We start from the raw sequence: 25,251 nt of genomic DNA, 5'->3' as shown, positions 1-25,251 counted from the left end.
AAAAGCTGCATTTGCAGAGAGAAAAATGAAAGATTCTTCTATCGATCGTTTTGACCGCGTCGATCTCAAGATCCTGCGCGTCCTGCAATCCGAAGGTCGGCTCACGAACGCCGAGCTGGCCGAGCGTGTGAATGTCAGCGCCGCCACCTGCCACAGGCGAACACAAAGGCTCTTCGACGAGGGCTACATCACCGGCGTTCGCGCCGAAGTGTCACCCACGGCTGTCGGGCTGGGGGCATTGGTTATGGTCGGTGTCGTGCTCGATCGCTCGACGCCGGAGAGCTTTGCCGCCTTTGAAGGCGCCGTGATGGAGATGAAGGAAGTTCTCGACTGCAATCTTGTTGCGGGTGACTTCGATTATCTTCTGAAAATCCGCGTGCGCGACATGGCGGATTTCAACAAGCTGCACGGCCAGAAGCTGATTGCGCTGCCCGGCGTGCGCCAGACGAGGACCTTTTTCGTGATGAAGGAAGTCAAGGAAAACGCCCGGCTGCCGTTCTAAGCTTCGGTGGCTCAGAGTTCGTGCAAGATGCCGAGCGATGGGATCGCATGGTCGAGCTATTATCAGCGCCGTGACACGCCCTGGAACAGCTCTTGCTCTGCCAACGCAACGAGAAAGGCGACCTGTCGCCGATCTTGGCGGACATCCCCGGCAGCGCCGGGCTGCAATTAGAGCACGACGACCTTTGTGCCCACGCCAACCCGGCCATAAAGGTCCATCACATCCGGATTTGCCATGCGGATACAGCCGGAAGAAACCGCCTTGCCGATAGAGTTTGGCTCGTTGGTGCCATGGATGCGATAGAGGGTGGAACCGAGATAGAGCGCTCTTGCCCCGAGGGGATTGTTGAGGCCGCCTTCCATGTGGTCGGGCAATTCCGGCCGGCGAGCGATCATTTCCTTGGGCGGTGTCCAACCCGGCCACTCCGCCTTGCGGCTGATCGCCTCCGTGCCTTTCCAGGCAAAACCCTGCTTGCCGACGCCGATGCCGTATTTGACGGCGGTTCCGTCGTTGAGCACGAGATACAGGCGCTTTTCCTTGGTGGAGATCACGATCGTGCCGGGCTCATAGCCGGAGAAGGGTACGACAGTACGCGGGATCGGCGACCGCGCCAGGGCGGCACGCCTGTCATCCTTGATGCCAGGATTAAGTTGCGGAGATGTCGCGTCCCGATCGATCGAAGCCCGCCGTTGCGGGCGCGGGCGCGGCGGGTAGTCGCCGTCTTCGTCGTCATAATAGCGATCGGGGCCACTCCGATAGTAATAGCCATCGTCGAGACGCGGATCGTCACGATAGCGTGGCGGCGCCTCCCGCCAATAGCGCGGAGCGACATAGCCGCCGTCCGGATCGTCGCCATAATCCTGCGAATACCTCCATTCCTGCGCATGTACGGAGATACTTGCCATCAACACAGCCATGGCGGGTAAAAGAACAAATCTTACAATCTTCATGTCGTGACCATCATTCCCGAAGAACGCCCGGGACTGCGCCCCGCATCGACGGGGTATGTGTGCCGCCGACAATTCCGGAAACGCCGGGCGTAATTGTGGCAGAGGCAATGGAAAATCGTGATTTTCTGGTCTGTTCCTGCCACCCGTAAAGATGCGAGATGCGTGAGGAGAGCATCGTTCGCGAGCGTGTTTTCGGTCCAAAAAGGGTAAGTCATGCCAAAGCAGGACCTATTGCAACACCTCGGTGAACTTGTCTCGGAGCGAACATTCTTGTTTGAGGATAAGAATCGGAGTTTGGCGCCATGTATAAGCACCTATCCCTTTCGTCAGATCATCGAGCGCTTTCGATGATCCCTCAATATCGATGAAAGGACCCTCCGCTATGAGCAAGGAAGATGATAACAAGGCCGTCGTCGGCCGCTGGTTTACCGAATTCTGGGGCAAGGACGTGAATCTGGCGGTCATCGACGAGATCGCAGCACCCGACATGTTGCTGAAGTATTCCCTGCATGAGCCTCGCCGCGGTCGCGACGATATCAAGGCTTTCATGACGGACTTCCGCGCTGCTTTTCCCGACCTCAACTTCTGGGGCACTGCCGATCTGATAGCAGAGGGTGATTACGTGGTTGGCCAGTGGGAAGGCGGTGGCACTCATACCGCCGCAGCCTGGAACGATGTCCTGCCCGGCTATGAAGGCCTCCCCGCTGCAACCGGCCGCAAGATGCGCTTTACGGGCACGACCGTCCTCAAGGTTATCGATGGCAAGATCGTCGAAGAGATCGGTCTGGATGATGGCCTCACCGCCATGACGCAGCTCGGGCTCGTCAAGGCGGCCTGACGGTCACTGCGCTGCCTGTCACAGGTAGGGCAGGATTTCGGGGAGTGGGGGCCCGCACGGTTGCCGCGCGGGCCTCTTCATTTGCGGTTTGCCGCCGAATCTCATTCAGCGAATTATAGATTCAAGAATAGGAAACGGAGCGTCGAGCCGGATGGGGCACGCTAGCGTTCCACATCCAATCAACTGATTAGAACTGGATCTGCAGCCATGACACGCATCGGTTATGCTCCGCGCTGCGCAGAGCCCTGCAAAACATCGATGCCATGGCGGCCCCTCGTCTGTCGGTGGAGTTTGCGCCGATCATGCACCGAGGCCGCAAGAACCGGGTGGTCTGGAATCCGATTTAAGAGCAAGGATCGGAGTGCGATCGACCGAGTTTGGGGCCACGATCACACCGCAACGATATGAGAAGACGGCAATGACGATTATGACCAAGATCAGGACTTCTTTGCGCTCTCCTGCGTACTCGGTGGCGGATGACCCACGGTGGGCGCGCATTGTGGCACGCGATAAGACGGCGGATGGCGAGCTTTGGTATTCCGTTTCGACAACAGGCGTCTATTGCCGTCCGTCCTGTGCGTCCCGTACTGCGAATCCAAAAAATGTCGCCCTGCACGATACACTTGAGAGCGCACGTGCGACCGGTTTCCGGCCATGCAAGCGCTGCAATCCCGATGGTCTTTCGCTCGAATGCGAGAATGCGGCACTCGTCGCCAGAGCCTGCCGCATGATCGAGGAGAGCGAAGAGGAGCCGTCCCTGGAAGAACTCGCCGAGGCGGTGGATCGCAGCCCCAGCTACTTTCATCGCCTGTTTAAGTCGACGACGGGTGTCACGCCAAAGGATTATGCCGCGGCTGACCGGGCCAGGAAGGTGCGTGAGGGCCTCGACATCGGCAACAGCGTCACGGAGGCGATCTATGACGCGGGCTTCAACTCGAGCGGCCGCTTCTATGAAAAGTCGACGGGCATCCTTGGCATGACACCGACCCAGTATCGCGGTGGTGGCGCCAACGAGGAGATCAAGTTCGCGGTGGGACAAACGTCGCTCGGCGCCATCCTGGTCGCCTCGAGCACAAAGGGTGTTGCCTCGATCCTGCTTGGCGAGGACCCTGACCAGCTTGTCCGTGATCTGCAGGATCGCTTCCCGAAAGCACATCTCATAGGTGCTGATCGAGAATACGAAGCACTGATCGCGCGGATCGTTGGCTTTGTCGAAAACCCGCATATCGGCCTGGATCTCCCCCTCGATGTCAGGGGAACGGTGTTTCAGCGGCGGGTTTGGCAGGCATTGCAGGAGATCCCAGCCGGTCAGAAGGTATCCTATGCCGAAATCGCACGCCGCATAGGCTCGCCGAGTTCGGTGCGAGCTGTTGCAGGCGCCTGCGCCGCGAATAATCTCGCGGTGGCGATACCTTGCCATCGTGTGGTGCGCAATGACGGCACTCTTTCGGGGTATGCCTGGGGTGTCGACCGGAAGCGCGCGCTCCTCGAGCGGGAGGTGTCTGCGAGTGCGTGAAGTCATTCTCGGCGCCCTGCCGGAAAACGTGCGCTTGGTGTCGCCGGTACTCGACGGCGACCTCATTCCTACCATCTGCAACCGGCTGCGCCTCGCGATCGCCGACGAACGCAAGGCATCCGGATGAACCTGTTTTCTCGCTACGACGAATCCGTTTCCTTCCTTTCGAGCCATGACGACGATTGGGCCAGACTCATCGAGCTGGTGGGGCCGTGTCGGCACGATCCCAAAGCTGCTCGCGAACCCTACGAAGCGCTCGTTCGGGCAATTGCCTATCAGCAACTGACGGCCAAGGCCGGCGATGCGATCATCGGCCGCCTCAGAGCATTGTTCGAAGGTCGCGATTTCCCTCATCCGGAGGACCTGATCGACGCCGATTTCGATGCAATGCGGGCTTGCGGCTTCTCCGCCAGCAAGATCGCGACGATCAAGGAAATTGCGGCGGGCACATTGACGGGAATTGTTCCCAGTCGCGCGAATGCGGTTACAATGGACGACGAGACGCTCATCGCGCGGATGATCACCATCAAGGGAGTTGGGCGTTGGACTGTCGAGATGCTTCTGATGTACTCGCTGGAGCGGATGGACGTGCTGCCCGTCGACGACTTCGGTGTGCGCGAGGGTTATCGCGCCCTGAAATCGCTCGCCGAGCAACCTAAACCGAAGGAGTTGCGCAGGCTTTCCGAAGCCTGGTCGCCACATCGCACGGTTGCGGCGTGGTATCTGTGGCGCATGCCCCGTGAACGCGGAAACGTACTGACATAAGCCGCCCGCCCAACTGCGGGTTTGATAGCAGGACTCGGAGTACGGCGGCCCGATGTGTGTTGCATGGTGCCGTCAAACCTCAATTGCGCCGTGGCTCATGCCCGGTAGAGGACGAAAGCCATGCCCCTGCAAAACCGCGTCACTCCGTTCGGCGACATTGTTGCGATCTCGCAGCGCGGCATGTTCACGGGCAATCGCGGCATCATCCATGACCCGTCTACGAAGACATTGCTTAGAAAGCGCTGGGCGTCGAAGGCGTGGCTGATCTGCAGCTGCAGCTACAAGGGACAGCACCGCGATGTCATGGCGGCGCGGAGCTGGACTGAACTGTTCTTCCTCGACGAAGCAATTGCGCTCGCCGCCGGCCATCGACCTTGCTTTCTTTGCAGGCGCATTGCCGCGCAGCACTATCGGAACTGTTGGGCAAGCAGTCATGGCGAAACACCCCCCTCTGCCGTCAGAATAGACGCTGTTCTGCATGCCGAGCGGCTTGAACTCGGCCGCAAGCGGTTGCACCGTGTAACACAGGTGTTGGACCGTTTGCCTGACGGCGCCGTGGTCGCGCGAGGCGATGACGCCTTCACGCTACGAGGAGGCCACGCATATCGTTGGACGAACGAGGGATATGCTTCGCCGCAAATCCTCAAGAGCGCCGACTGGCTGTTGACGCCGCCTTCCAGCCTCATGGTGTTGCAAGCAGGCTATGTGCCGACCTTCCACCCGACGATCAATACGAACTCCCGTTAGGCAGCGCCATGTCCGATTTGTTTGACAATATCGTTCCCCTTGATCCTCCCTTCGTTCGTTTCAACTCCGGGGAAATGTTCGTCCTCGCCGAAACGACAATCCTGCGCCTCGCCTGATCGGTTGAACGGCGGCCCAAGCGCTAACCGGATATCTGCTCGGCTTTGAAGGCAGGATTCGGCGTATCATCGGAGCTGAACCGGTCGTCTTTGTCGAGATCATTCGCCTCGACGTCGTTCGTCCTCGATGAGGCTGCTCACGGCGCGAAATCACTAAGCGAATGGCAATTCACCACCGGGCACTTGCCATTGGCGGCGGGAATGGAGACGCGAACCCCATACAGGCCAGGGCCGCATTGCGCAGGATTGATCACATAGCGATCATAGACAGTTGCCCGGCCATCGCGCGACGGATAGCGCAGGATGGCCTGCCGATCACGCGCAAGAAGCGCTTGAACCTCCTGGCAGCTCCGCGAGCGCGTATCATATCGCTCAATCGCCATGGCGGGCGCGGCAAGACCAATGCTCATCGTTATAGACAATATCGCTTTCCACATCTGCCAGGTGCTCCTAGACGCTTTGTATGCTCACCGCCATGCCCGATTTGAGGTCGATCGGCGCCGGGGGCCAAGCCATTTCGAAATGGCCCTTCGTTTGGCTGGTATGCCTCTTCCAAGGGAGCAGCGTTGCACCCTTCGAGGGGATTTCGTCGCCGGTGCCTGCCGACGGAAAATTGACCGTCGGCAAATCATATATGAGCTCCGCCCTGAGACCAATAAGGCCGAATGCACCGTTCAACGCTCCGTTTCTTGCCTTCGAATCCAACACGTCATTGAATTCTCCCCTATATGAGGGGCGATCAGAGGTGTTCCGTCTGGCCCGTCGCCGACGGCGGCGTCTACCAGCCAGGATACAGTGCGAAGAGACGGACCCAGTCCTCCAGGGCGGACGTCCGCCTCATGCACGCAATGGCGTCGGCCGCATGCCAGGTGCATGGCACACGACGGAGCCATACATTGTCTTTTCCCGCGCGATAGAGCCAGATGATCGAAGCCGCCATCATCTGCCGTTCGTTCGACATGCTTCGATAGTCTGCCCGCCACTGCTCCATGCCGGTCGGGATGACATCATCGCGGTGGAAATCGTAGCCCGTGGGTCTTATCGCGTGGTGATAGGGCGCGTGACCATCGTCGCGAAAGAGCGTTTCAAGTCCATAGTGACCAATGACATATCGCAAGTGATAGTCGAATGGTCTCGCCATGCCCCGCACCGGCCGCAATAGTGAACTGCCGAACACGATCGCAAGCTGTGCGATATCTGCGTCGTCGAGTTCAAGCCGCGCGCTGATCAACCGTGTAAGCCGATAGTCCGGAAATTGTTGTTTTGCCGCATCGGTGGACTGGAGCGCCAATGCGATGATGTGAAGCGGCTCGGGAAGCGGATTGCGCGTTCCCGGCAATGAATTGACGGCATGTGGCGCCACGGGGCGGTTCCCCGGGGCCTCTTCGGTCTCGATTGCGGGAACGAATGCCATTTCAGCGTCCCGCCAGACGCTGTTCGCGCTGGAGAAGAGACCGTTTGCGCCGAACGCCCCAACGATAGCCGGAAATCGAACCGTCCTTCTTGATGACGCGATGGCACGGCACGATGACAGCGATCGGGTTGTTGGCAATTGCCTTAGCGACCTCTCTTGCGTCGCGCGTACCGAATGTGGCGGCGAGTGCGCCGTAACTCGTCGTCTGGCCGGCAGGGATGTCCCGCAGCAGGAGCCAGATCCTTACCTCGTCCGGTGTCCCGCGCAGGTCGAGCGACAAATCGCAACCGGCGGCCGGGTTCTCGATCGCGCCGGCCAGTGCCTCGATCATGTCCTCAAGGGCCTCCTGATGGCACTCAAGGTCGGCATCCGGAAAGCGGATGCGCAGCGCATCCTCCATCGCGCCGCGCATCTCGTTGAATTCGAGGGCCACAATGCCCTTGTCGGAGCTTGCCGCCACAAAGTCGCCAAGGGAGCTGATCCCCCAAGCAAAGCGAATGAGTTCGCGCATCGTCTTCACCTTCCAGGTTCGTTGTCGTCCGAACATAGAAGCCGGCCCGATGCGGCTCTCTCCGGTCCTTGCTTTCAAATCGAATATTGGTCCCGGACCGGCGATTTTCGATTTGAAAGCAAGATTCAGAGCGCTCGCCGCCGTCCGCGATCCTACACCTGCTCCATCGCCAGCCGTCGGATATGGGCTGGCCGCGGGTCGCTCAGACGCGTGAACGCGGTCTAACGCAGCATTTGTGCAGCCTCGAAGGAGAACATCGCAATGAAGACGCTGCTGTACGGTCTACATTCGATTGCCGCGCAGCGCGGCGATGGACTGCGTCCGGAGTTTCTCGAATTGGCCACGTTGATGCCAGCATGGCCTGTCGGCCACGCAAAACCCGAGAGGGTCTCTTCCAATGACGAGAATGGGAAACTGGGCCTTGAACAGGGTGACGATTCCGCTGCAACCGGAAAAAGGCGCGCCGTCTGTTCGCATCAAGTGCCCGCTTCATCAGGAAGTTGAAGACCCAAAGCATCAGATGCATCGCTCGAAATTTCGCGCTGAATTGGGTTCGCGGCTCGTTGTGAAACCGGTCATCGGCCAAATGGCGGATGACCGGGGAAGCCGTGCGTCAGTAAAGCAATCGAGTTCGTATCGTTCCTGGGATCTGACGAAGGGCATCATGTATCTCATCCGCCTTGTCGCCTACGCCTTCGGCTTCGATGACCACATAACCCGTCTCGCCATATGTCTGCAGGAACTCGCCGACGATATTAAGCCCACGCGACGAAAAGATCGTATTCAGACTGTTTAGGATACCAGGCCGGTTTTCATGGACATGAATGAAGCGCGTGCCGTTTGGACGCGGCGGCAGTTGCACTTGAGGAAAATTGACCGCGCCCAACGTTGAGCCGACATCGGAGTATTCCACAAGCTTCCTGGAGACTTCCCTGCCGATGCGCTCCTGGGCTTCCTCGGTCGAGCCGCCGATATGCGGGGTGAGGATGACATTGTCCAACCCTTGCAGCGGCGTTTCGAAGCGCTCGTTGTTTGCTGCCGGCTCCTTGGGGAACACGTCCACCGCCGCGCCTGCGAGATGCCCGTCCCGCAGGACCTTCGCGAGCGCTTCGAGATCCACGACGGTTCCGCGCGAATTGTTGATGAAAATGGCGCCCTTCTTCATCCTGCGCAGCTCGGCCTCAGTAATCATGTTCTGTGTCGATCGGGTCTCGGGAACATGCATCGTCACATAGTCCGAAATTTCGAGAAGCTCTCCGAGCGAAGCCATGGACTCCGAATTGCCGTGGCGGAGTTTGTCCGAAGGATCAAAATAACGGACATTCATTCCCATGCTTTCGGCAAGAACGCTAAGCTGCGAGCCGATATTGCCGTAGCCAACGATACCGAGCGTCTTGCCGCGCACCTCGCGGCTGCCGACGGCCGATTTTTCCCATCCGCCTTTATGGGCGGAGGCTGAGCGCGGGAAAATCTGCCTGGTCAGCATGATGATTTCACCGATCACAAGTTCCGCGACCGAGCGCGTGTTCGAATAGGGAGCGTTGAACACGGGAATCCCGCGGCGTCGGGCGGCATCGAGGTCGACTTGATTTGTCCCCACGGAAAAACAGCCGACGGCGAGAAGCTTTTTGGCAGAGCTGAAAATTTCCTCTGTCAGCTGCGTGCGTGAGCGAATGCCGACAATATGAGCCTCGGCCATGTGGCTTTTGAGATCCTTATCGTCCAAAGCCTTCGGCAAATGGGTCAGATTGACGTAACCGGATGACGAAAAATAGTCCACGGCGGTTTGACTGATGCCTTCAAGCAGAAGGACGGAAATCCGATCGCGCGGCAGGGAAAGATGTAGGGTCATTGAATTGTTTCCGATTTCGAAGTCCGATCGAGCCGAAGACACTCGGCGCTCACAGAAACTTACTGATATGGCATGAAGAGTTAGCGACCATCCGATGGACAACGCAAGACCAAAGTCGGCGGTATCGGGCGGCTAAAGACCACAGCCACGCCCGACTGCATCGCGCTTGAGCTGCGAGTGCGAATGCCCATCCGCTGCCGCTCGGAGTTCGAGACCGGTCGCGATGACCTTCTGCAGCGGTAACCCACGGCGCAGAACTTATCGACCCTGGCATCGCTAAACTGATCATCCATCGAAACCTGGGCATAGCCAATCGGCCGTTGCGGCTGGGGAGGAGAGCTGACGTCTCGGCCCTCGGTGTCAAATATGGCTCGTTTTTGTGTGTTTGCTCAGACGTTGAATGCGCCAGAAGAAAAGGGCGCATAAATACAGTTATGATTGAAATGCGAACCGCAGCGTTCACCGGAACAAGACGGGGAGAACGCTGCAGGTAGTTTCTAAAAATCGCGCCGGCAACAGCGGCTACGCAAGCAGAGGTGATTGAGCTCAATCATTGTCACGGCTTTGCTGGGGTAAGCAGCCGGCAATCCGTTAAATCGTCCCAGTCGTCCAGCTGAACTTACTTGATGGAAAAGTCGACGGTCTCCATCACCTTGCCGTCCACCGACAGGACGGCCTCATATTTGCCGACGGGGAAACCTGCGTTAGGTTTGCTAAGCGACGAGTTGACGTGGTTTTCCAGCGAGCCGATATCGAAACTGGCTTCGTCTATCTTATAATTCGCTGGCGCCACACCGTTGGTATCAACAGCGATCCAGGAGACGGTGATTTTCGAACCAGAGTCAATTTCGTCTGTAACGTCCGCCGACAAATAAATGGCAGCGCTGTCTGCCGGAAGGGTTGTCTGTGTCTCATCGGCATCCTTGGTGTTCGAGATGATGATGTTCTCGAATCCTGACGCCCAAGCTGCTGAAGTCGAGGTGAACGCTGCGATGAAAGCAATCGCCCGTACCGTCTTTACGATGATGTGCATTTTGAATTCTCCCAATTGGCAGGGTTCTTCTTAGGCTGGTTCCATGAATTCATTGTTAGCTGGCGAGCTGCTGCAGCAAACTATTGAGCGTTATTATCCATTGAACCAAAAATAGTCATGGCACCGAGTGAACGTTACTTTCCGGGAGAGCAAGAGCCTTCAAGGCCCATTTTTGCTCAGCGATGCAGACCGTCGTGAACGACGCCAATCGTCAAGGAAGAGGCCGAAAGCGCGACAATGCTTGACCTTCACACGCCGAACGGAGAAGACCGTAATTGGATGGCAGGTGACAACAGGCTTTTATGGCCGCAACCGCGGCCGACTTTACAGGCTTGGCTGGAGTTGCCTAAATTAGGGAGGAAGGGGTGATGAACATCAAGCAACTGGAAGTGTTGCGCACGCTTCTTGCCACCGGCTCCACGATCGCAACGGCAAAGGCCATGGGGTTCAGTCAGTCTGGTGTGAGCCGCATGCTGCAGCAGCTGGAAAGTGATCTCGCGATCACGCTCTTCGTTCGCGACAAGGGGCGGCTGATCGCGACGCCGGAGGCGATGGTTCTCGCCAGGGATGCGGAAAATGTCCTGCTCGCCGTCGAGCGCATGTCCGGTCATGCCGAAGATCTGCGCAACGGCGCGGCGGGACCGGATGTCGTCCGCATCGGGCTGCCGAGCAGCATGTGGGAAAACTTTGCCCCCGCCATGCTGATCGATTACGCTAGGGATTTCCCCGGCGTGCGCATCGAAACATTCTTCGAAACGACAATTGCCATCAACAAGCTGGTCGAGGAGCGGGTCATCGATCTCGGGTTTCTGAGGATGGAAGGCGAGACGGGGCCGGGCATCGAAATCGAAAAAGTCGCGAGCGGCGAAAGCGTCTGCGTCATCCCCAAGGATCATCCGCTGGCCGAACTCGACGAAATCACCGTCAAGAACCTACGCAACATACCCCTTATTCTGATCGGGCGGCAGAGGCCGAACCGCATGGCGCTCGACCAGGCCTTCACGCGGGCGGGGGTGAAGCAGATGGTCAAGGTGGAGACCCACACCAACAGTTCAGCCTGTTCCTATGTGGCGCATGGTCTGGGGGTTACCATAATCAGCAGCTTCTATGCCAATCTCTATCGCCATCTTCCCGTCGTGCATCGTCCTTTTGTGCCACGTTCCACACAGGCGTTCGGACTGGCCAAGGCTGCCGGTGTTCCGCTCTCCATCGCTGCTCAGGCGCTGAGCGACGCGCTGAAGAGGCAGATCCTGCTTTCCCAGAAGGACGGATAGAATTCTCACCGGGTCATGCCGGTGCCTGAAATCGAGCCGGAAATACGTCAGACTCTGCATAATCCTATGACAAAATCGCATAATATTGCGCCGGTTTCCGCAATCCGTCATAGTTCCATGCAATGAAGTCGATGGCGGTCGAAGAAAAGCGACCTCCAATCGTGGGGAAAGAATGCTGAGATTTATCCTGAGCCGTCTGGTGATGGCGCTTCCGACGGTCGCGCTTGTTGCCGTGACCGTATTTGCGCTGATCCGTTTCATTCCGGGCGATCCCGCCGCGCTGATGCTCGGCGACATGGCGCAGCCCGATCAGATTGCGGCGATGCGCACCGAGCTCGGTCTCGACAAGCCGATGCCGCAGCAATTCGTCATCTGGGCCGGCAACGTGCTGCAGGGCGATTTTGGCAAATCGATCGTCAATGGCGAGCCTGTACTGCCGCTTGTCGCGTCGCGTTTTCTCGTCAGCGCCGAGATCGTCGTCGTCGCCGTCTTCCTGGCGAGCCTGATTGCTGTGCCGGCGGGCTTGATCGCGGCATGGCGGCAGAACAGCGTGACGGATCTGGCGCTCGTCGGGACCGCGACGCTTCTGCTCTCCATTCCCACATTCTGGCTCGGTCTGCTGCTTCTCCTCTTCTTCGGCCTCAAGCTCGGCTGGCTGCCGGTCTTGGGCTACGTGTCGATCGGTGACAATATCGTCGGCGGACTGCTCTATCTCGTGTTGCCGATCATGACGCTTGTCATCCATGAGATGGGCGTGCTGATCCGCATGGCACGCGCCTCGACGCTGGAAGTCCTGCGTCTCGACTATATCACCCACGCACGCGCCAAGGGGCTCTCCGAAAGTGCAGTCCTCTGGCGCCATGCCTTCAAGAACGCCTTCGGCCCAACCTGGACTATGATCGGTCTCATCCTCGGCAACCTGCTCGGCGGTATCGCGGTGATCGAGACGGTGTTCACCATACCCGGTCTCGGGCGCCTGATGGTCGACAGCATTTTTGCGCGCGACTATCCGGTCATTCAGGGCTGTCTGCTGTTCGTGTCGCTATCCTATGTCCTGGTCAATGTCGTCGTCGACCTTCTCTATTCTCTCTTTGATCCGCGTGTGGTCGCCGAATGAAGAAGCTCACTCTCAACGGCCTGGTCGGCGGCATCCTCGTCGCCATCCTGCTCATCACCGCCGCCGTCGGCCTGTTTTGGACGCCCTTCGATCCGACGAAGCTCTCGTTTTCCGCGCGGCTTGCCGCACCGAGCGCCGTCCATCCTCTCGGAACCGACGAGTTCGGTCGCGACGTGCTGAGCCGACTGATGGTCGGGGCGCGCGCAAGCGTCTGGATCGGCGCGCTCACGGTCGTACTGGCAACCGTCTGCGGCACGCTGATCGGGCTTGTCAGCGGCTATGCCCGCGGCTGGGCGGACGGCGTGATCATGGCGGTCAACAATGCGCTGCTCGCATTTCCGGGCATTCTCCTGGCGCTTGGTCTTCTCGCAGTCTTCGGGGCCAATCAATACGGCATCATCTTCGCGCTTGGCATCGCCTATACGCCGTCCATGGCGCGTGTCGTTCGCGGTGCGGTTCTTTCGCTGCGCGAGCGGGAATTCATCGAGGCCTCGCGGGTGATGGGCAATGGCGAACTCTATACGATGTTCCGCCATGTCCTGCCGAACTGCCTGGCGCCGATAACGGTGCTGGCGACCTCTATGTTCGGTTGGGCCATTCTGTCTGAAAGCGCGCTGTCCTTCCTTGGCCTCGGCGTGCCGCCGCCGGCTCCGACCTGGGGCAATATGCTGGCCGCCGGTCGGCCGCTCATCCAGCAGGCCGTCTGGCTCGGTCTCTTCCCCGGCCTGTGCATCGCATTGACGCTGCTCGGCATCAATCTTCTGGGCGATGCCCTCCGTGACAAGCTCGATCCGCGCATGAGGGGCCTGAAATGACATCTGAAACGACAGGGGCCACGCTTCTGAGCGTCCGCGGCCTTTCGCTCGAAGTCGTGAGAACGGGGCACAGGGTGGTCAAGGACGTCGGTTTCGATATAGCGGCCGGCGAGATCTTCGGCATTGTCGGCGAGAGCGGCTCCGGCAAGACGCTGGCGACACGGGCGTTGATATCGCTCCTGCCGCAGGCGATCGGCGTTGCCGGCGGGTCCGTAATTTACAAGGGGCGCGATGTGCTTGTCATGAAGGGTCGGGACCTTCGTGAGCTGCGTGGTGCCGAGATCGGTGTCGTCTTCCAGGAGCCGATGACATCGCTCAATCCGTCGATGACGATCGGACGACAGCTGGAGGAGGGGCTTGTTCTCCACACCAAGCTTTCGCCGGATGAGCGCCGTCAACGCATCTTGAGCATGCTGAGGCGTGTCGGGATTCGCGATCCGGAGGGCGCGCTCACCTCCTATCCCCACGAATTTTCCGGCGGCATGCGCCAGCGCATCATGCTTGCCTCCGTGATGCTGCTGAAACCGGCGCTGCTGATTGCAGACGAGCCGACGACGGCGCTCGACGCCGTCATCCAGCGCGATGTGATGGAGCTGATGGTCGAGCTGACGCGGGCCGAAGGAACGGCCGTTCTCCTCATCAGTCATGACCTGCCGATGGTGGCGCGATACACGGACCGTATCGTCGTGATGGAAAAGGGTGCGGTCGTCGAAGAGGGACGGACGGAGGATCTGCTGGAGGCGCCGCAGCATCCCTATACGAAGAAGCTGCTATCGTCCCTGCCTTTCCGCACAGAGACCCGCCACATCGATGCATCGCGGGCGCCGATGGTCTCCGCCCGCAACGTCGTGGTCGACTATGCCGGCCGCAAATCGCTTCTCAAGAAGGGCAAGCCGAAGCGCGCGCTGCATGGTGTCAGCGTCGATATCCACGAGGGCGAAGTCGTCGCGCTCGTTGGCGGATCGGGTTCCGGCAAGACGACGCTTGGCCGGACGATTGCCGGTCTCGTCAAGGAGAGCGGGGGCGAGATCCTGTTCCAGGGGCGGTCGCGTAACGAAGATTGGCGCGATTATCGCCTGAACTGCCAGATGGTGTTCCAAGATCCCTATTCGTCGCTTGACCCGCGCATGACGATTCTCGCGCTGGTCGAAGAGGCGCTCAGGCTGGTGCAGGGCCTCGATGTCGGCGCCAAGCGCAAGCGGGCACTGGAAACGCTGGAAGAGGTCGGCCTCGGCGGTGATTATGCAAACCGCTATCCGCATGAACTGTCCGGCGGCCAGCGCCAGCGCGTGGCCATCGCCCGCGCCATCGCCAGGCGGCCCCGCTTTCTGATAGCCGACGAGCCGGTTTCCGCGCTCGATGTGACGGTCAGGGCGCAAGTGCTGGAGCTCTTTTCCAACCTGCAGAAGCGTTACGGTTTCTCGTGCCTGTTCATCAGCCACGACCTCGGCGTCGTCGAACAGGTCGCCGACCGCGTCGTCGTCATGCAGGACGGGCGAATCATCGAAGAGGGCGACCGCGATGAGATTTTCGACAGCCCGAAGGAGGCCTATACGCGCCGGCTCCTCTCGGCCATTCCCGCCCTCGACCAGAATGAAAAGGGCGGCGTGACACTCAAATGGCGCCTGGAGAATTGATGTGGGTAGTCTTTCCAATTCCGCTTCGGTTGCCGAGCGGCTCGCAGAGATCTGCGACGCACAGCCCTTCGTTACCCGCTTTGCGATACGCAACCTTCTGACCGGCGAGACGATCGAACGCGGCGCCGACGATGAAACCCCTTCGGCAAGCACCCGCAAGACCTCGATCATGATGGCCGCTCTGAAGGCGGTGCAGCAAGGGCGGCTCGATCTCGACGAGCCGATCACCTATGAGGCCCGCTTTGCCGAGGACGTCGCAAGCGGCATGTTCCGCTATCTGACCCCCGGCATCGTCATCTCGCTGCGCGACGCCATCACCGGCATGATGGTGCTGAGCGACAATGTCTGCACCAAGATGGTGTTCGAGCGACTGACGCTGGAAGAGGTCGACACCTATTGCAAGTCGATCGGCCTTGCCGGCACGCATCACCGCTTCCTGATCCCGCCGCTCGCCCTGTCGCCGGATCACGCGTTGAAGTCGGTGACGACAACAACGGCCCGTGACCAGGCCGTGCTCTTGCAGATGATCCTCGATGCACAGACGTCGCAGGAGGTGCGGGGGAGGCTCGGCGTCTCGGCCGAATTCTGTGCCTATGCGCTGCAGACGCTGAAGAACCAGATCCTGCGCTACGCCATTCCGTCGCGCCTGCCATTCGGCACGGTCGTCGCTCATAAGGGCGGCACCGGCAAGCGCGGCCGCATGAATGCCGGCATCGTCTATCGTGACGGTACGCCGTTCTACATCATCTCCGCCTATACCGACGAAGTGCCGCTTGCCATGCCGGATGGCACGCCGGGATATACGGTGGCGCTGGAGACGATCGGCATGTTGTCACGCACCTGCTGGGATGGTTTCGCATCATGACGAAGAAAGACACAAAAGAGGGTAGAACAGTGAAAAAGCTTCTTCTCGCAGGCGCGGCCCTGCTCGCACTGGCACATGTCGCGGCGGCGCGCGATATCACCGTCGCACAGAGTTCTGACCTGCGGAGCAGCAATCCCGGCGTAAACCGCGACGGCAACACCGATGGCGTGATTTTGCATATCGTCGAAGGGCTCGTCGGCTACAACAATGGCGGCGAAGTCAAGCCGTTGCTCGCCAAGAGCTTCGAGGCCTCGGCCGATGGCCTGACCTATACGTTCAAGCTCAGGACGGATGTCAAATTCCACAATGGCAAGGCGCTGACGGCAGACGACGTCGTGTGGAACTGGACGCGCTATCTGAAGCCCGAGACGAAATGGACTTGCCTGTCGGATTTCGCAGCCGGCGGTGCAGCGCATGTGACCGGCGTCAAGGCCGTCGACGCATCGACGGTCGAAATCAAGCTCGAAAATCCGTCAGCCGTTTTCCTCGGCCTGATGGCGCGGCCGGAATGCGGCTATACCGGTATGATCTCACCCGATTCCGTGGCAGCGGATGGCAGTTTCATCAAGCCGATCGGCACCGGTCCCTTCATGTGGGACGAATGGAAAAAGGGCGAATATATTCACCTGAAGAAATTTGCCGATTATGTTTCGCCGGCAAATGATGGCAAGCCCGACGGCATGGTCGGCTCCAAACGGCCGCTTGCCGACGGTATCAAGTTCATGGTCATCCCCGATCCTTCGACCGTGAAGGCGGGCTTGGAATCGGGCGTGCTCGACACGGCCGAGCTTTCGCCGGATCTGATCCCCGAATTCAAGTCGAACCCGAAGATGCAGCTGATCGTGGCGCGCAACAACGGCAAGAACCTCTTCTACATCCAGACGCGCGACAAGGTGATGGGCAAGCCGGGCGTGCGTCGCGCCATGGCGATGGCGCTCGATCTCGATGAGCTCGTTGCTGCCGCATCCAATGGAACGGGTGAGGCGAACGGTTCGATGGTATCGCAGGATTCCGTCTATTTCGACGCGGTGCAGAAGAAGCGTCTGCCCTATGACCTGGAGGCGGCCAAGAAGGAGTTGGATGCGTCAGGCTACAAGGGTGAGCCGATCTCGATCATAGCCAACAAGCGCGGCAACGTGCCGAGCTTCCCGGTCGCCGTGATGGCGCAGGCCATGCTGCAGCAGATCGGCCTCAATGTGCAGATCGAGGTGCTCGACTACGCGACCCAGGTCGATCGCCGCCGTTCCGGCAATTATCAGATCATTTCGCAATCGGTTGCGCCGCGTCTCGATCCGGCGCTGATGTATTCCTTCTACGTCGGCGACAAGGACAAGAACGCCTCGCTGATGTGGGATGACCCGAAAGCGATCGAACTCATGAAGGCCGCCTATGTCGAGGCCGATCAGGCCAAACGGCAGAAGATCTTCGACGCGTTCCACGAGCTGATGCTGAAGGACGTGCCGGGCATCTTCCTCTACGACATGGTCGATGTCTGGGGCGCCACCAAGAAGCTGAAGGGCCAGCCGGTCTGGCAATCGAATGCCCGTCTTTGGGAGGTCTCGGTCGACTGACCCGTCCATCCGCGCCCGCTCGCAGAGCCTGGCGCGGAGGAACTCATCCCTCTTCAGCTCTATCCGGCGGCCGTGTCGCCGGGCGATACGCCGTGCCCTGCCGATCGGGCAAACCGCAATGTGAGGACTTGTTATGCAGCATGACGCCATGATGTCGATCGCCGAGGCGATCGAGGTGATGAAGCCGGATTTCACCAAGCTTAGCGACGATATATGGGACTTTGCCGAGCTGAAATTCGAGGAGGCGCGCTCGTCCGAACTTTTGGCCCGGACGCTCGAAGACAATGGCTTCTCGCTGCGCCGTGGCGTGGCGGGCATGGAGACGGCCTTTATCGGCGATTTCGGCGCAGGCAAGCCGATCATTGCCTTCCTGGGAGAATTCGATGCATTGGCCGGCATGAGCCAGGTCGCGAATGTCGCCGCGCATCAAGCTCTGATCGAGGACGCCACGGGACATGGGTGTGGCCACAACCTGCTCGGCGTCGGTTCACTGATGGCGGCAATCGCGCTCGCCGGGCATATGAAGGCGAACAATCTTCCCGGCACGGTGCGCTACTACGGCTGCCCTGGCGAGGAGGGTGGTTCGGGCAAGACCTTCATGGTGCGCGCGGGCCTATTCGATGACGTCGATACCGCGCTGACCTGGCATCCGGCGCCTTTCAACGGCGTCCGCTCGACCAACAACCTTGCGGTCATCGAATACTATTATCGTTTCAAGGGCGTCGCTGCCCATGCCTCGAACGCGGCGCATCTCGGGCGGTCGGCGCTCGATGCGGTCGAACTGATGAATGTCGGCGTCAACTTCCTGCGCGAGCACATGCCGCAAGATTGCCGGGTGCATTATGCGATCACCGATACCGGCGGCAAGGCGGCGAATGTCGTCCAGGCCAAGGCCGAGGTGCTCTATCTGATCCGCGCTCCGGAAATGCCGCAGGCGCTTGATCTTGCCAAACGCGTCGAGAAGGTCGCTCGCGGTGCCGCCATGATGACGGAGACCGAAGTGGAGATCGTCTTCGATACCGCCTCCACCAATCTTCTGCCCAACATCACGATCGAGACCGCCATGCACGAGAACATGGTCGCGCTCGGGCCGATCGCCTTCGACGAGGCGGATCTCGCTTTCGCCAGATCCATCCAGGAGACGTTCACGGACGAAGCCATCAAGAGCAGCATCCGGCTCTACCAGATCAAGAACGATGTCTTTTCCAACACCAGGATCGACGGATCGACGCCGCTGCATCTGGGCTTGCGCGAATTCGAGGGGCACTCGCATTTCCGCGCCGGATCGACCGATGTCGGCGACGTCAGCCGGGTGACGCCGACGGCGCAGTGCTGGACGCCGGCCTGGGCGATCGGCACCAATCCTCATACCTGGCAGGTCGTGGCGCAGGGAAAAAGCGCTGCCGCCCACAAGGCTATGGCGCATGCCGCAAAGGCGCTGGCAACAACCGGGCTCTCGCTGATGACGTCACCATCGCTCCTCGCCGAGGCCAGGGCCGAATGGCTGGAGAAGACGGAAGGCAAGCCCTACGTCTGCCCTATCCCGATGGATGTCATGCCGGGGAGCGGCGTTTGATTTCGTGGGGTCGCCTGCTGCCCGATTAATAAAGTTAAATGCGTCTGCATGTCATATGGCCCAAAAAGGCTGCTGTCATGGAGACCTCGACGATGAAGGCGATACCGCGCTTCCCTCCAGTCCGCGTCTTCTGCGGCTGCGCCGGTGAAATGAAATCCGTGGGAACGGCCGACGAAGCCTGGAAGACGCTTCTTGATGACTGGCCGTTGGACGAAGGAGACTGTTTTCTTTTCGCGCTTCTTATCTGCATGGACGTGCGGCGCGGCGAACGGGCGCCTGAAGAAGCGCGCCGAGCCTTCATAGCCGCGGCCGCCGAAGCAGGCGTTCCCGTTCTGTCGTGAGGATGGTGGCTCTGCCAAAGCCTTCCCGGAACATTCCGACAGACGGCACGTTGACGGCATGAAGGAGAACGCCCATGGCCCAATGGTGGAGCAAGCCCGTCATCGTCGAGACGCGCAAGACCGGCGCCCGGCTGACAATTTCAAACGCAGAGCGTGCGGCCGAATATATGCTCGAGGAGTGGCCGACACTTGAGGATGGCAGCGCCTATCATGCTGGCAAGAAAGCGCTGTTGGCCACGCATGAGGGAAAGATGGACGCCGAGGAGGCCAGAGCGCTGTTCATCATGGCGCTGAAGGAAGGCGATATCTATATTTTTGACGAGTGAGATCATGTCTCCCTGAACGCCGACAGGCCTTAACGAGGCGGGGCGATGGAATCGCGCAGGATCAACTGGCATTCCATCTTCAGCCGTACCGGCGGCTTTTTCGGCTGCGCCACCTTTTCCAGGAGTTCGGTCACAGCCCACCGGCCCATGTCCTCGTGCGGCAGCTTCAACGTGGTGAGCGGCGGCAGGATTTTTCGGGCAAGGCTTTCATCGTCGAAACCGACGACGGAAATGTCGTCGGGAACCTTGAGGCCGCGCATCCTGATCGCATCATAGGCGCCCATCGCCACCCGGTCGGAAAAACAGAAAACCGCCGTCGGCGGCGACGGCAGGTCGAGCAGCTGCAGCATCTTTTCCCGCCCGAGATCCAGCGACCAGGCTTCCGAAAGGATCAGTTCGGGATCGACGGCGATATCGTAGGTCGTCAGCGCCTGGCGATAGCCGCTCAGGCGATCCCGGGCCGCTTCCAGCCGCTGTCTGCCGGCATCGATCATTGCAATGCGGCGATGCCCGGCCTTGATCAGCGCTTCCGTTGCTGCAAAGCCGCCGGCGTGATCGCCTGGAATGATCGACGAGAATTCGGCCCGCTGCTGGTGGCAGTTCAAAAGGACGGTCGGATAGTTGGCGAGCTTGGAAGGCAGCACCGGCGCCAGCTGTGTAATGAGCGTTGCATAGATCACGCCGACGATCTGGCGCCGCCCGAGATAGTCAAGAATGGATTCAGCGAACTCGACCTGTCCGCCGGTAACGACGGTGAGCGCCGCCAGGCCCTGTTCTTCCGCCGCGCCCCGCACGCCTTCGATCAGTGGCGCGGCATGCTGCGAAGCCATGAGATCGTCGATCAGGAGGACGATGATGCCGCCGATGGGGTCATTGGCAGGCGCGGTCTTTTGATAGCCGAGCTCCTCGGCCACGGCCAGCACGCGCTCGCGTACCTTCTCCGAAACCCGCTTGCCGGGTGCCTCGTTCAGCACCAGCGAAACCGTCGCATGCGAAACGCCGACCTGCGAGGCGATATCGGACATGGTCGGTCGTTTCATCGTTTTGTCGTTCACTCAGTTTCTTTCTCGGACTCAAAGGCAGTCTGCACGCACGTTAGAAAATCTGACGGACAATGTGAAGCTGCGGCCCTTGCGGAAGTTAAGTTTATAAGTTACGAAACTTGTATGTAACTTATTTTGTGACTGAATCCAACCGGAAAGCTCGCGGCTATGACCCTCGCCTCCCGCCGTTTCGCCGACACTCATTCGGAGCCGCGTGCGCGCCTGTCTCTCGACGGAACCTGGGACTTTCATCTGGAGGGGCAGACGCCGACGAGGATTGCCGTGCCGGCCCCCTGGCAGGCCCATTTTCCCGATCTGCGCGCCGCGGCTGGAGTAGCGACCTATTCACGCGCCTTCACCGTGCCGCAGGAGTGGCTAAGTCGTCAGGTCATCGTGCATTTCGGTGCCGTGAACTATTTCGCCGAAGTCTCGGTCAACGGCCGTGCTCTCGGTTCTCACGAAGGCGGCTATCTGCCGTTCGAATTCGCCATTCCCGCCGATCTGCTTGCCGGCGAAATACGGCTGGACGTGAAGGTGACGCTGCCGAGTGCCGACGCCCGGGCCTTCCCGGATTTTCCATTCGACGAGATCCCGCACGGCAAGCAGAGCTGGTATGGAATGCTGGGTGGCATCTGGCAGTCGGTCTGGCTCGAATGCCGCCACGAGGCGCATATCGCCCATCAGGCCATTCGCGCCGATCTTTCCACGGGCGGCGTCACCATCGATGTCGAGCTGGCGGCGGCTTTTACCGGCGCCTTGAGGGTCACGCTTGTCGACCGGAACGGGGCGGTCGCGGCATCCGCGGAACTGGGACTCGAAGAGGAAGCGCAGGCTTCGGTGGTGCTTAAAGTCGCTGATGTGGAGGCGTGGTCGCTCGATGATCCCGCGCTCTATCGGGCAGTTGTGGAGCTGTCTCGGGGTGACGTCGTTATCGATGCCGCCGAGCAGAATTTCGGCTTTCGCACCTTCGAGGCGAAGGACGGCAAGTTCTTCCTGAACGGCCAGCCGTTCTACATGCGCGGCGCGCTGGACCAGGATTACTATCCCGAGGGCATCTATACGCCGCCGTCGCTGGAGTTCCTGGAAGATCAGGCGCGCAAATCGAAGGAGCTCGGCCTCAACCTCCTGCGCTGCCATATCAAGGTTCCCGATCCGCGCTACTATGATGTGGCCGATCGGTTTGGCCTGCTGGTCTGGTCGGAAATCCCCAACATTCAGACCTTCACGGAGAAGTCGGCAAAGCGTCTGCTCGACACGATGGAAGGCATCCTGCGCCGCGACGGCAACCACCCCTCCATCGTCATCTGGACCATCATCAACGAGGACTGGGGGACGCGCCTTGTCGAAAGCGCCGACCAGCGATCCTGGCTGGAAAACGCCTATCATTGGCTGAAGAAGAAGGACCCGATGCGGCTGGTGGTGGACAATTCCGCCTGCATCCCGAATTTCCATGTCGTCTCCGATATCGACGATTACCATTATTACGCCTCGGTTCCCGAAATGGCGCGCGAATGGACCGACTGGGTATCGGCCTTTGCCAAGCGGCCGGATTGGTCCTACTCGCCGAACGGCGATGCGAAACGTCGGGGCGACGAGCCGCTCGTCGTCTCCGAGTTCGGTGTCTGGGGCCTTCCGCATCCCGACAAGCTGAAACAGGACGGCAAGGAGCCCTTCTGGTTCATCAACGGCCTGGAATGGGATAGCGACGGCGCGACCTACCCGCATGGCGTCGAGCAGCGCTTCCGCACCTATCAGTTCGACAAGGTCTTTGCGTCCTTCGGCTCCTTCATCGAGGACGCGCAATGGCATCAGTTCGCCGCGCTCAAGTTCGAGATCGAGGAAATGCGCCGTCATGCCTCGATCCAGGGCTATGTCATCACCGAGCTGACCGACCTGCATTGGGAGGCCAATGGCCTCATGGACATGCAGCGCAATCCGCGCGCCTATCACAACCGCTTTCACGAGATCAATACCGATGTCGTCATCGTGCCGCGCATGCAGCGCTACGCGGTCTGGGCAGGAGATACCGGCAATGTCGAGCTCGAAATCTCGACCGGCGGCAAGGCGCTTCCGGCAGCCGAGCTGAGCTGGAGCATCGACGGTGCGATTGCCGGAAGGATGGCGATCCCGGCTCAGAACGCGACGTCGGTGCATCATCTGCCTGCACTGCCTCTGTCCTTTGCGACTGACATGGCCGGCAGACAGGTCAGCATCCAGTTTACGATCACCGCCGGCGGCAGGGAGGTTGCGCGCAACAGTCTCGAGGTCAGCGTCTATCGGCGCCGGTCAAAACCCACACTTTCCGTATCGTCGGCAGAACCCGAAATCGCGCGGTATCTGACGGTGCTTGGCTACGAGGTTGTCGAGGCCGGCAAGGCGGATGTGCGGGTCGCCTCGACCCTTGGCCAGGCGGATATCGATGCCATGGAGCACGGTGCCCATTGTGTGTCGCTGGCTGACGTGGCACCCCTGCCGTTCGCCAATCTGCGCAACGACCAGCCGAACTGGAACTACCCGACCGGAGGCGATCGCGGGCAGCCCATGCCGCAGATGCGCGTTACCGAGCGCAACGGCACCATCTGGAAAGGCAATTGGGTCACCGGGTTCAGCTGGGTGAAGCGTTCGGGGATATTCGAACGTTTGCCGGGCGGCCCGCTGACCGACCTTTCCTTCGTCGGCGTCAACCCGAACCGCGTCATCACCGGCTTCCGGCCGATCCATTTCGATGGGCTCGTCCATGCCGGCACGATGGTGGGCTGGATTCACAAGCCATGCGCGACCATTGCGGAACGGCAGGTCGGCGCCGGCCGCATCGTCGCCACGACCTTCGGCCTGATGCGCGAAGCCGCCGGCATCGATCCGGTCGCGGCGACCTTGCTTGATTGCATCATCGAGACGGCGGCCGGATAGGCCACGAACAGAATTGAACCGCCGCGCATGACCGGGAGGAGGTCCAGGTGACTCAGGCAGATGCGGGCGTGTCCGTGGATATGGATGCCCGGTGCGCATCTGCTCCGTCGCTCGATTTGTGGGCTCGCCGCCGATGGTTCGAAGGCGATGTCCTTCGATGAAGCGGGCAGGGGATATCACGCGGCGCATGAGCTGCGGCGCAGGGCATAAGGACCACCCCGCAACGGGCGGCCCGGGAGGAAAACAGAAAAGCCTGGAGGAGAGAAAATGCGTAGCCTGTTGAGAACATCGATCGCAGCGTTGGCCCTGATGACCGCCTTTCCGGCATTTGCAGTCGAAAATGTCGTCTGGTGGGACTTTCTGTCGGGAGGCGACGGCGTGCGGATGAAGGCGCTGATCCAGCGCTTCAACGACGAGCACAAGGACAAGATCCAGATTACCGGCACGACGCTCGAATGGGGCGTCCCTTACTATACCAAGCTGCAGACCTCAGCCGCAGTCGGCCAGGGACCCGACATTGCAACCTACCACCTGTCGCGCCTGGCAGGCGCCGTTTCGGCCAAGACGATATCGCCGATCGATCCGAAAGAGCTCGAGGCCGTCGGCCTGAAGGACAGCGACTATCCGCCAAATGCAATCGCCGCCTCGACCGTCGACAATGTGCGCTACGCCGTTCCGTTCGACGTGCATGGAGAAGTGCTCTACTACAACAAGAATGTGCTGAAGGAGCTGGGCGCGCTTGATAACGATGGCAAGCCGACCGGCATCGACACGCTGGAAGGCTGGCGCGCGCTGCTGGCCAAGGCCAAGGAAGCCGGCAAGAACGGCGTCGTCATAGCCTCGTCCGGCGGCGATCTGCGCGATATCTACACCCTGTTCGGCCAGCTGGGTGGTCAACTGACCGCCGACGGCAAGTTCCTGCAGGGCGACAATTTCGACAAGATGGAAAAGGCCTATCTCGAGGTCACCGATTGGGTGAAGCAGGGCTGGGCGCAGCCCTATATCGATTCCGAAACCATCACGCCGACCTTCCTGGCCGGTCAATCCGCTTTCTTCCTCAACGGCAACTGGGAACTGCCGACCATGGAAACCGAAGTGGCCAAGGGTAACGGCTTCGACTACGGTATGGTCAACATCCCGGCCTGGATGGGCAAGCCCGCCAACTGGGCAGACTCGCACTCCTTCGTGATCCCCAACAATGTCGGTGTCACCATGACGCCGGAAAAGCGCGCCGCGGTTCTCGAAGTCATCAGGTGGATGAATACGAACTCGCTGGAATGGGCTGCCGCCGGCCATATCCCGGCCTATCTGCCTGTTAGCACGTCTGCGGCCTACAAGGCACTCAAGCCGCAGTCAGATTACGCCGCCATGGCGCTCAACGCCTTCTACATGCCGAAGACGCCGCTGACGGGCGCGGCTTCCAAGTTTGATGATGACTGGCAGAACATGGTGTCCGGCCCGCTGAACGGCGAAGGCGATGTGAAGGAAACACTCGAGAAGTTCCGCGATCACATGAACTCTCAGTGACGTTT

General features: G+C 60.0%; 25 protein-coding genes. 18 read left to right on the top strand and 7 right to left on the bottom strand.

Annotation, left to right across the window (positions count from 1 at the left end):
• Positions 1-25: 25 nt before the first annotated feature.
• The gene (locus ACIQWP_RS26520) at positions 26-502 is read left to right on the top strand and encodes an Lrp/AsnC family transcriptional regulator (RefSeq protein ID WP_402793942.1); all 477 of its coding nucleotides are present in this window, start codon (positions 26-28) and stop codon (positions 500-502) included.
• A gap of 167 nt (positions 503-669) precedes the next feature.
• On the opposite strand, the gene ACIQWP_RS26515 is transcribed toward ACIQWP_RS26520, so the two are convergent.
• A complete protein-coding gene (locus ACIQWP_RS26515; protein WP_402793940.1) occupies positions 670-1,407 on the bottom strand; it encodes a L,D-transpeptidase in 738 nt (245 codons plus the stop codon).
• A 427-nt stretch (positions 1,408-1,834) separates the two neighbouring features.
• On the opposite strand from ACIQWP_RS26515, the gene ACIQWP_RS26510 reads away from it, so the two are divergent.
• The 5 genes from ACIQWP_RS26510 to ACIQWP_RS26490 all read left to right on the top strand — a co-directional run bounded on the left by ACIQWP_RS26510 (position 1,835) and on the right by ACIQWP_RS26490 (position 5,318).
• Positions 1,835-2,290, top strand: coding sequence for an ester cyclase (locus tag ACIQWP_RS26510; RefSeq protein ID WP_402793938.1), 456 nt, complete (start codon positions 1,835-1,837; stop codon positions 2,288-2,290).
• A 427-nt stretch (positions 2,291-2,717) separates the two neighbouring features.
• Complete coding sequence (gene ada / locus ACIQWP_RS26505; protein ID WP_402794129.1) at positions 2,718-3,806, top strand: bifunctional DNA-binding transcriptional regulator/O6-methylguanine-DNA methyltransferase Ada; 1,089 nt, start codon at positions 2,718-2,720, stop codon at positions 3,804-3,806.
• Positions 3,799-3,933 (top strand): hypothetical protein, encoded by a 135-nt coding sequence (locus ACIQWP_RS26500; protein ID WP_402793936.1) that lies wholly within the window; start codon positions 3,799-3,801, stop codon positions 3,931-3,933. The genes ada and ACIQWP_RS26500 overlap by 8 nt, the downstream gene beginning before the upstream one ends.
• Positions 3,930-4,571 (top strand): DNA-3-methyladenine glycosylase family protein, encoded by a 642-nt coding sequence (locus ACIQWP_RS26495; RefSeq protein ID WP_402793934.1) that lies wholly within the window; start codon positions 3,930-3,932, stop codon positions 4,569-4,571. Before ACIQWP_RS26500 ends, ACIQWP_RS26495 begins: the two co-directional genes overlap by 4 nt.
• A gap of 120 nt (positions 4,572-4,691) precedes the next feature.
• Complete coding sequence (locus ACIQWP_RS26490; RefSeq protein ID WP_402793933.1) at positions 4,692-5,318, top strand: hypothetical protein; 627 nt, start codon at positions 4,692-4,694, stop codon at positions 5,316-5,318.
• A 253-nt stretch (positions 5,319-5,571) separates the two neighbouring features.
• Here the strand turns inward: ACIQWP_RS26490 and ACIQWP_RS26485 are convergent, their stop codons facing one another.
• The 3 genes from ACIQWP_RS26485 to ACIQWP_RS26475 form a co-directional block, all read right to left on the bottom strand.
• Positions 5,572-5,856 (bottom strand): hypothetical protein, encoded by a 285-nt coding sequence (locus ACIQWP_RS26485; RefSeq protein ID WP_402793931.1) that lies wholly within the window; start codon positions 5,854-5,856, stop codon positions 5,572-5,574.
• A gap of 356 nt (positions 5,857-6,212) precedes the next feature.
• On the bottom strand, positions 6,213-6,848 hold the full coding sequence (locus ACIQWP_RS26480; protein ID WP_402793930.1) for a hypothetical protein: 636 nt from the start codon (positions 6,846-6,848) through the stop codon (positions 6,213-6,215).
• Position 6,849: 1 nt separating this feature from the next.
• Positions 6,850-7,359 carry a methylated-DNA--[protein]-cysteine S-methyltransferase gene (locus ACIQWP_RS26475; RefSeq protein WP_402793928.1) on the bottom strand — a complete coding sequence of 170 codons (510 nt, stop codon included), beginning with the start codon at positions 7,357-7,359 and terminating at the stop codon, positions 6,850-6,852.
• Positions 7,360-7,620: 261 nt separating this feature from the next.
• On the opposite strand from ACIQWP_RS26475, the gene ACIQWP_RS26470 reads away from it, so the two are divergent.
• Positions 7,621-7,863 carry a hypothetical protein gene (locus ACIQWP_RS26470; protein WP_402793926.1) on the top strand — a complete coding sequence of 81 codons (243 nt, stop codon included), beginning with the start codon at positions 7,621-7,623 and terminating at the stop codon, positions 7,861-7,863.
• A 109-nt stretch (positions 7,864-7,972) separates the two neighbouring features.
• On the opposite strand, the gene serA is transcribed toward ACIQWP_RS26470, so the two are convergent.
• Both serA and ACIQWP_RS26460 read right to left on the bottom strand, forming a co-directional pair.
• Entirely contained in the window at positions 7,973-9,211 is a 1,239-nt protein-coding gene (gene serA / locus ACIQWP_RS26465; RefSeq protein WP_402793924.1) for a phosphoglycerate dehydrogenase, read from the bottom strand.
• A gap of 619 nt (positions 9,212-9,830) precedes the next feature.
• The gene (locus ACIQWP_RS26460) at positions 9,831-10,244 is read right to left on the bottom strand and encodes a hypothetical protein (protein ID WP_402793922.1); all 414 of its coding nucleotides are present in this window, start codon (positions 10,242-10,244) and stop codon (positions 9,831-9,833) included.
• A 368-nt stretch (positions 10,245-10,612) separates the two neighbouring features.
• Here ACIQWP_RS26460 and ACIQWP_RS26455 point away from each other — a divergent pair, with 368 nt between their 5' ends.
• The 9 genes from ACIQWP_RS26455 (at position 10,613) to ACIQWP_RS26415 (ending at position 19,766) form a co-directional block, all read left to right on the top strand.
• Positions 10,613-11,518 carry a LysR family transcriptional regulator gene (locus ACIQWP_RS26455; RefSeq protein ID WP_402793920.1) on the top strand — a complete coding sequence of 302 codons (906 nt, stop codon included), beginning with the start codon at positions 10,613-10,615 and terminating at the stop codon, positions 11,516-11,518.
• A gap of 172 nt (positions 11,519-11,690) precedes the next feature.
• Positions 11,691-12,635 carry an ABC transporter permease gene (locus tag ACIQWP_RS26450; protein WP_402793918.1) on the top strand — a complete coding sequence of 315 codons (945 nt, stop codon included), beginning with the start codon at positions 11,691-11,693 and terminating at the stop codon, positions 12,633-12,635.
• A complete protein-coding gene (locus ACIQWP_RS26445) occupies positions 12,632-13,450 on the top strand; it encodes an ABC transporter permease (RefSeq protein WP_402793916.1) in 819 nt (272 codons plus the stop codon). Before ACIQWP_RS26450 ends, ACIQWP_RS26445 begins: the two co-directional genes overlap by 4 nt.
• A complete protein-coding gene (locus ACIQWP_RS26440; RefSeq protein ID WP_402793914.1) occupies positions 13,447-15,087 on the top strand; it encodes an ABC transporter ATP-binding protein in 1,641 nt (546 codons plus the stop codon). The genes ACIQWP_RS26445 and ACIQWP_RS26440 overlap by 4 nt, the downstream gene beginning before the upstream one ends.
• A gap of 1 nt (position 15,088) precedes the next feature.
• Positions 15,089-15,952, top strand: coding sequence for a serine hydrolase (locus ACIQWP_RS26435; protein ID WP_402793912.1), 864 nt, complete (start codon positions 15,089-15,091; stop codon positions 15,950-15,952).
• A 29-nt stretch (positions 15,953-15,981) separates the two neighbouring features.
• Positions 15,982-17,523 (top strand): ABC transporter substrate-binding protein, encoded by a 1,542-nt coding sequence (locus ACIQWP_RS26430; RefSeq protein ID WP_402793910.1) that lies wholly within the window; start codon positions 15,982-15,984, stop codon positions 17,521-17,523.
• A gap of 133 nt (positions 17,524-17,656) precedes the next feature.
• Positions 17,657-19,099: a M20 family metallopeptidase gene (locus ACIQWP_RS26425; protein WP_402793908.1), complete on the top strand. Its 1,443-nt coding sequence runs from the start codon at positions 17,657-17,659 to the stop codon at positions 19,097-19,099.
• Between the two features lie 77 nt (positions 19,100-19,176).
• Positions 19,177-19,440 (top strand): DUF982 domain-containing protein, encoded by a 264-nt coding sequence (locus ACIQWP_RS26420; protein WP_402793906.1) that lies wholly within the window; start codon positions 19,177-19,179, stop codon positions 19,438-19,440.
• Between the two features lie 74 nt (positions 19,441-19,514).
• Positions 19,515-19,766, top strand: a complete 252-nt coding sequence (locus ACIQWP_RS26415; RefSeq protein ID WP_402793904.1) for a DUF982 domain-containing protein — start codon at positions 19,515-19,517, stop codon at positions 19,764-19,766.
• 29 nt (positions 19,767-19,795) lie between these two features.
• On the opposite strand, the gene ACIQWP_RS26410 is transcribed toward ACIQWP_RS26415, so the two are convergent.
• Positions 19,796-20,806, bottom strand: a complete 1,011-nt coding sequence (locus ACIQWP_RS26410; protein WP_402793902.1) for a LacI family DNA-binding transcriptional regulator — start codon at positions 20,804-20,806, stop codon at positions 19,796-19,798.
• 171 nt (positions 20,807-20,977) lie between these two features.
• Here ACIQWP_RS26410 and ACIQWP_RS26405 point away from each other — a divergent pair, with 171 nt between their 5' ends.
• The gene (locus ACIQWP_RS26405; RefSeq protein ID WP_402793900.1) at positions 20,978-23,719 is read left to right on the top strand and encodes a glycoside hydrolase family 2 protein; all 2,742 of its coding nucleotides are present in this window, start codon (positions 20,978-20,980) and stop codon (positions 23,717-23,719) included.
• 267 nt (positions 23,720-23,986) lie between these two features.
• Entirely contained in the window at positions 23,987-25,246 is a 1,260-nt protein-coding gene (locus tag ACIQWP_RS26400; protein WP_402793898.1) for a hypothetical protein, read from the top strand.
• Positions 25,247-25,251: the final 5 nt, after the last annotated feature.

The organism is Rhizobium sp. NPDC090279 (assembly GCF_044769665.1).
Lineage (GTDB): Bacteria > Pseudomonadota > Alphaproteobacteria > Rhizobiales > Rhizobiaceae > Rhizobium.
This window is presented reverse-complemented; position numbering and strand designations above follow the sequence as displayed.

Excerpts from the sequence above, each read along its gene's own strand:
- ACIQWP_RS26470 (WP_402793926.1), top strand. The coding sequence starts at position 7,621 with ATGAAGACGCTGCTGTACGGTCTACATTCGATTGCCGCGCAGCGCGGC.
- ACIQWP_RS26445 (WP_402793916.1), top strand. The coding sequence starts at position 12,632 with ATGAAGAAGCTCACTCTCAACGGCCTGGTCGGCGGCATCCTCGTCGCC.
- ACIQWP_RS26450 (WP_402793918.1), top strand. The coding sequence starts at position 11,691 with ATGCTGAGATTTATCCTGAGCCGTCTGGTGATGGCGCTTCCGACGGTC.
- ACIQWP_RS26410 (WP_402793902.1), bottom strand. The coding sequence starts at position 20,806 with ATGAAACGACCGACCATGTCCGATATCGCCTCGCAGGTCGGCGTTTCG.
- ACIQWP_RS26490 (WP_402793933.1), top strand. The coding sequence starts at position 4,692 with ATGCCCCTGCAAAACCGCGTCACTCCGTTCGGCGACATTGTTGCGATC.
- serA (WP_402793924.1), bottom strand. The coding sequence starts at position 9,211 with ATGACCCTACATCTTTCCCTGCCGCGCGATCGGATTTCCGTCCTTCTG.
- ACIQWP_RS26495 (WP_402793934.1), top strand. The coding sequence starts at position 3,930 with ATGAACCTGTTTTCTCGCTACGACGAATCCGTTTCCTTCCTTTCGAGC.
- ACIQWP_RS26475 (WP_402793928.1), bottom strand. The coding sequence starts at position 7,359 with ATGCGCGAACTCATTCGCTTTGCTTGGGGGATCAGCTCCCTTGGCGAC.
- ACIQWP_RS26455 (WP_402793920.1), top strand. The coding sequence starts at position 10,613 with ATGAACATCAAGCAACTGGAAGTGTTGCGCACGCTTCTTGCCACCGGC.
- ACIQWP_RS26440 (WP_402793914.1), top strand. The coding sequence starts at position 13,447 with ATGACATCTGAAACGACAGGGGCCACGCTTCTGAGCGTCCGCGGCCTT.
- ACIQWP_RS26400 (WP_402793898.1), top strand. The coding sequence starts at position 23,987 with ATGCGTAGCCTGTTGAGAACATCGATCGCAGCGTTGGCCCTGATGACC.
- ACIQWP_RS26405 (WP_402793900.1), top strand. The coding sequence starts at position 20,978 with ATGACCCTCGCCTCCCGCCGTTTCGCCGACACTCATTCGGAGCCGCGT.
- ACIQWP_RS26425 (WP_402793908.1), top strand. The coding sequence starts at position 17,657 with ATGCAGCATGACGCCATGATGTCGATCGCCGAGGCGATCGAGGTGATG.
- ACIQWP_RS26520 (WP_402793942.1), top strand. The coding sequence starts at position 26 with ATGAAAGATTCTTCTATCGATCGTTTTGACCGCGTCGATCTCAAGATC.
- ada (WP_402794129.1), top strand. The coding sequence starts at position 2,718 with ATGACCAAGATCAGGACTTCTTTGCGCTCTCCTGCGTACTCGGTGGCG.
- ACIQWP_RS26415 (WP_402793904.1), top strand. The coding sequence starts at position 19,515 with ATGGCCCAATGGTGGAGCAAGCCCGTCATCGTCGAGACGCGCAAGACC.
- ACIQWP_RS26510 (WP_402793938.1), top strand. The coding sequence starts at position 1,835 with ATGAGCAAGGAAGATGATAACAAGGCCGTCGTCGGCCGCTGGTTTACC.
- ACIQWP_RS26460 (WP_402793922.1), bottom strand. The coding sequence starts at position 10,244 with ATGCACATCATCGTAAAGACGGTACGGGCGATTGCTTTCATCGCAGCG.
- ACIQWP_RS26515 (WP_402793940.1), bottom strand. The coding sequence starts at position 1,407 with ATGGCAAGTATCTCCGTACATGCGCAGGAATGGAGGTATTCGCAGGAT.
- ACIQWP_RS26480 (WP_402793930.1), bottom strand. The coding sequence starts at position 6,848 with ATGGCATTCGTTCCCGCAATCGAGACCGAAGAGGCCCCGGGGAACCGC.
- ACIQWP_RS26420 (WP_402793906.1), top strand. The coding sequence starts at position 19,177 with ATGGAGACCTCGACGATGAAGGCGATACCGCGCTTCCCTCCAGTCCGC.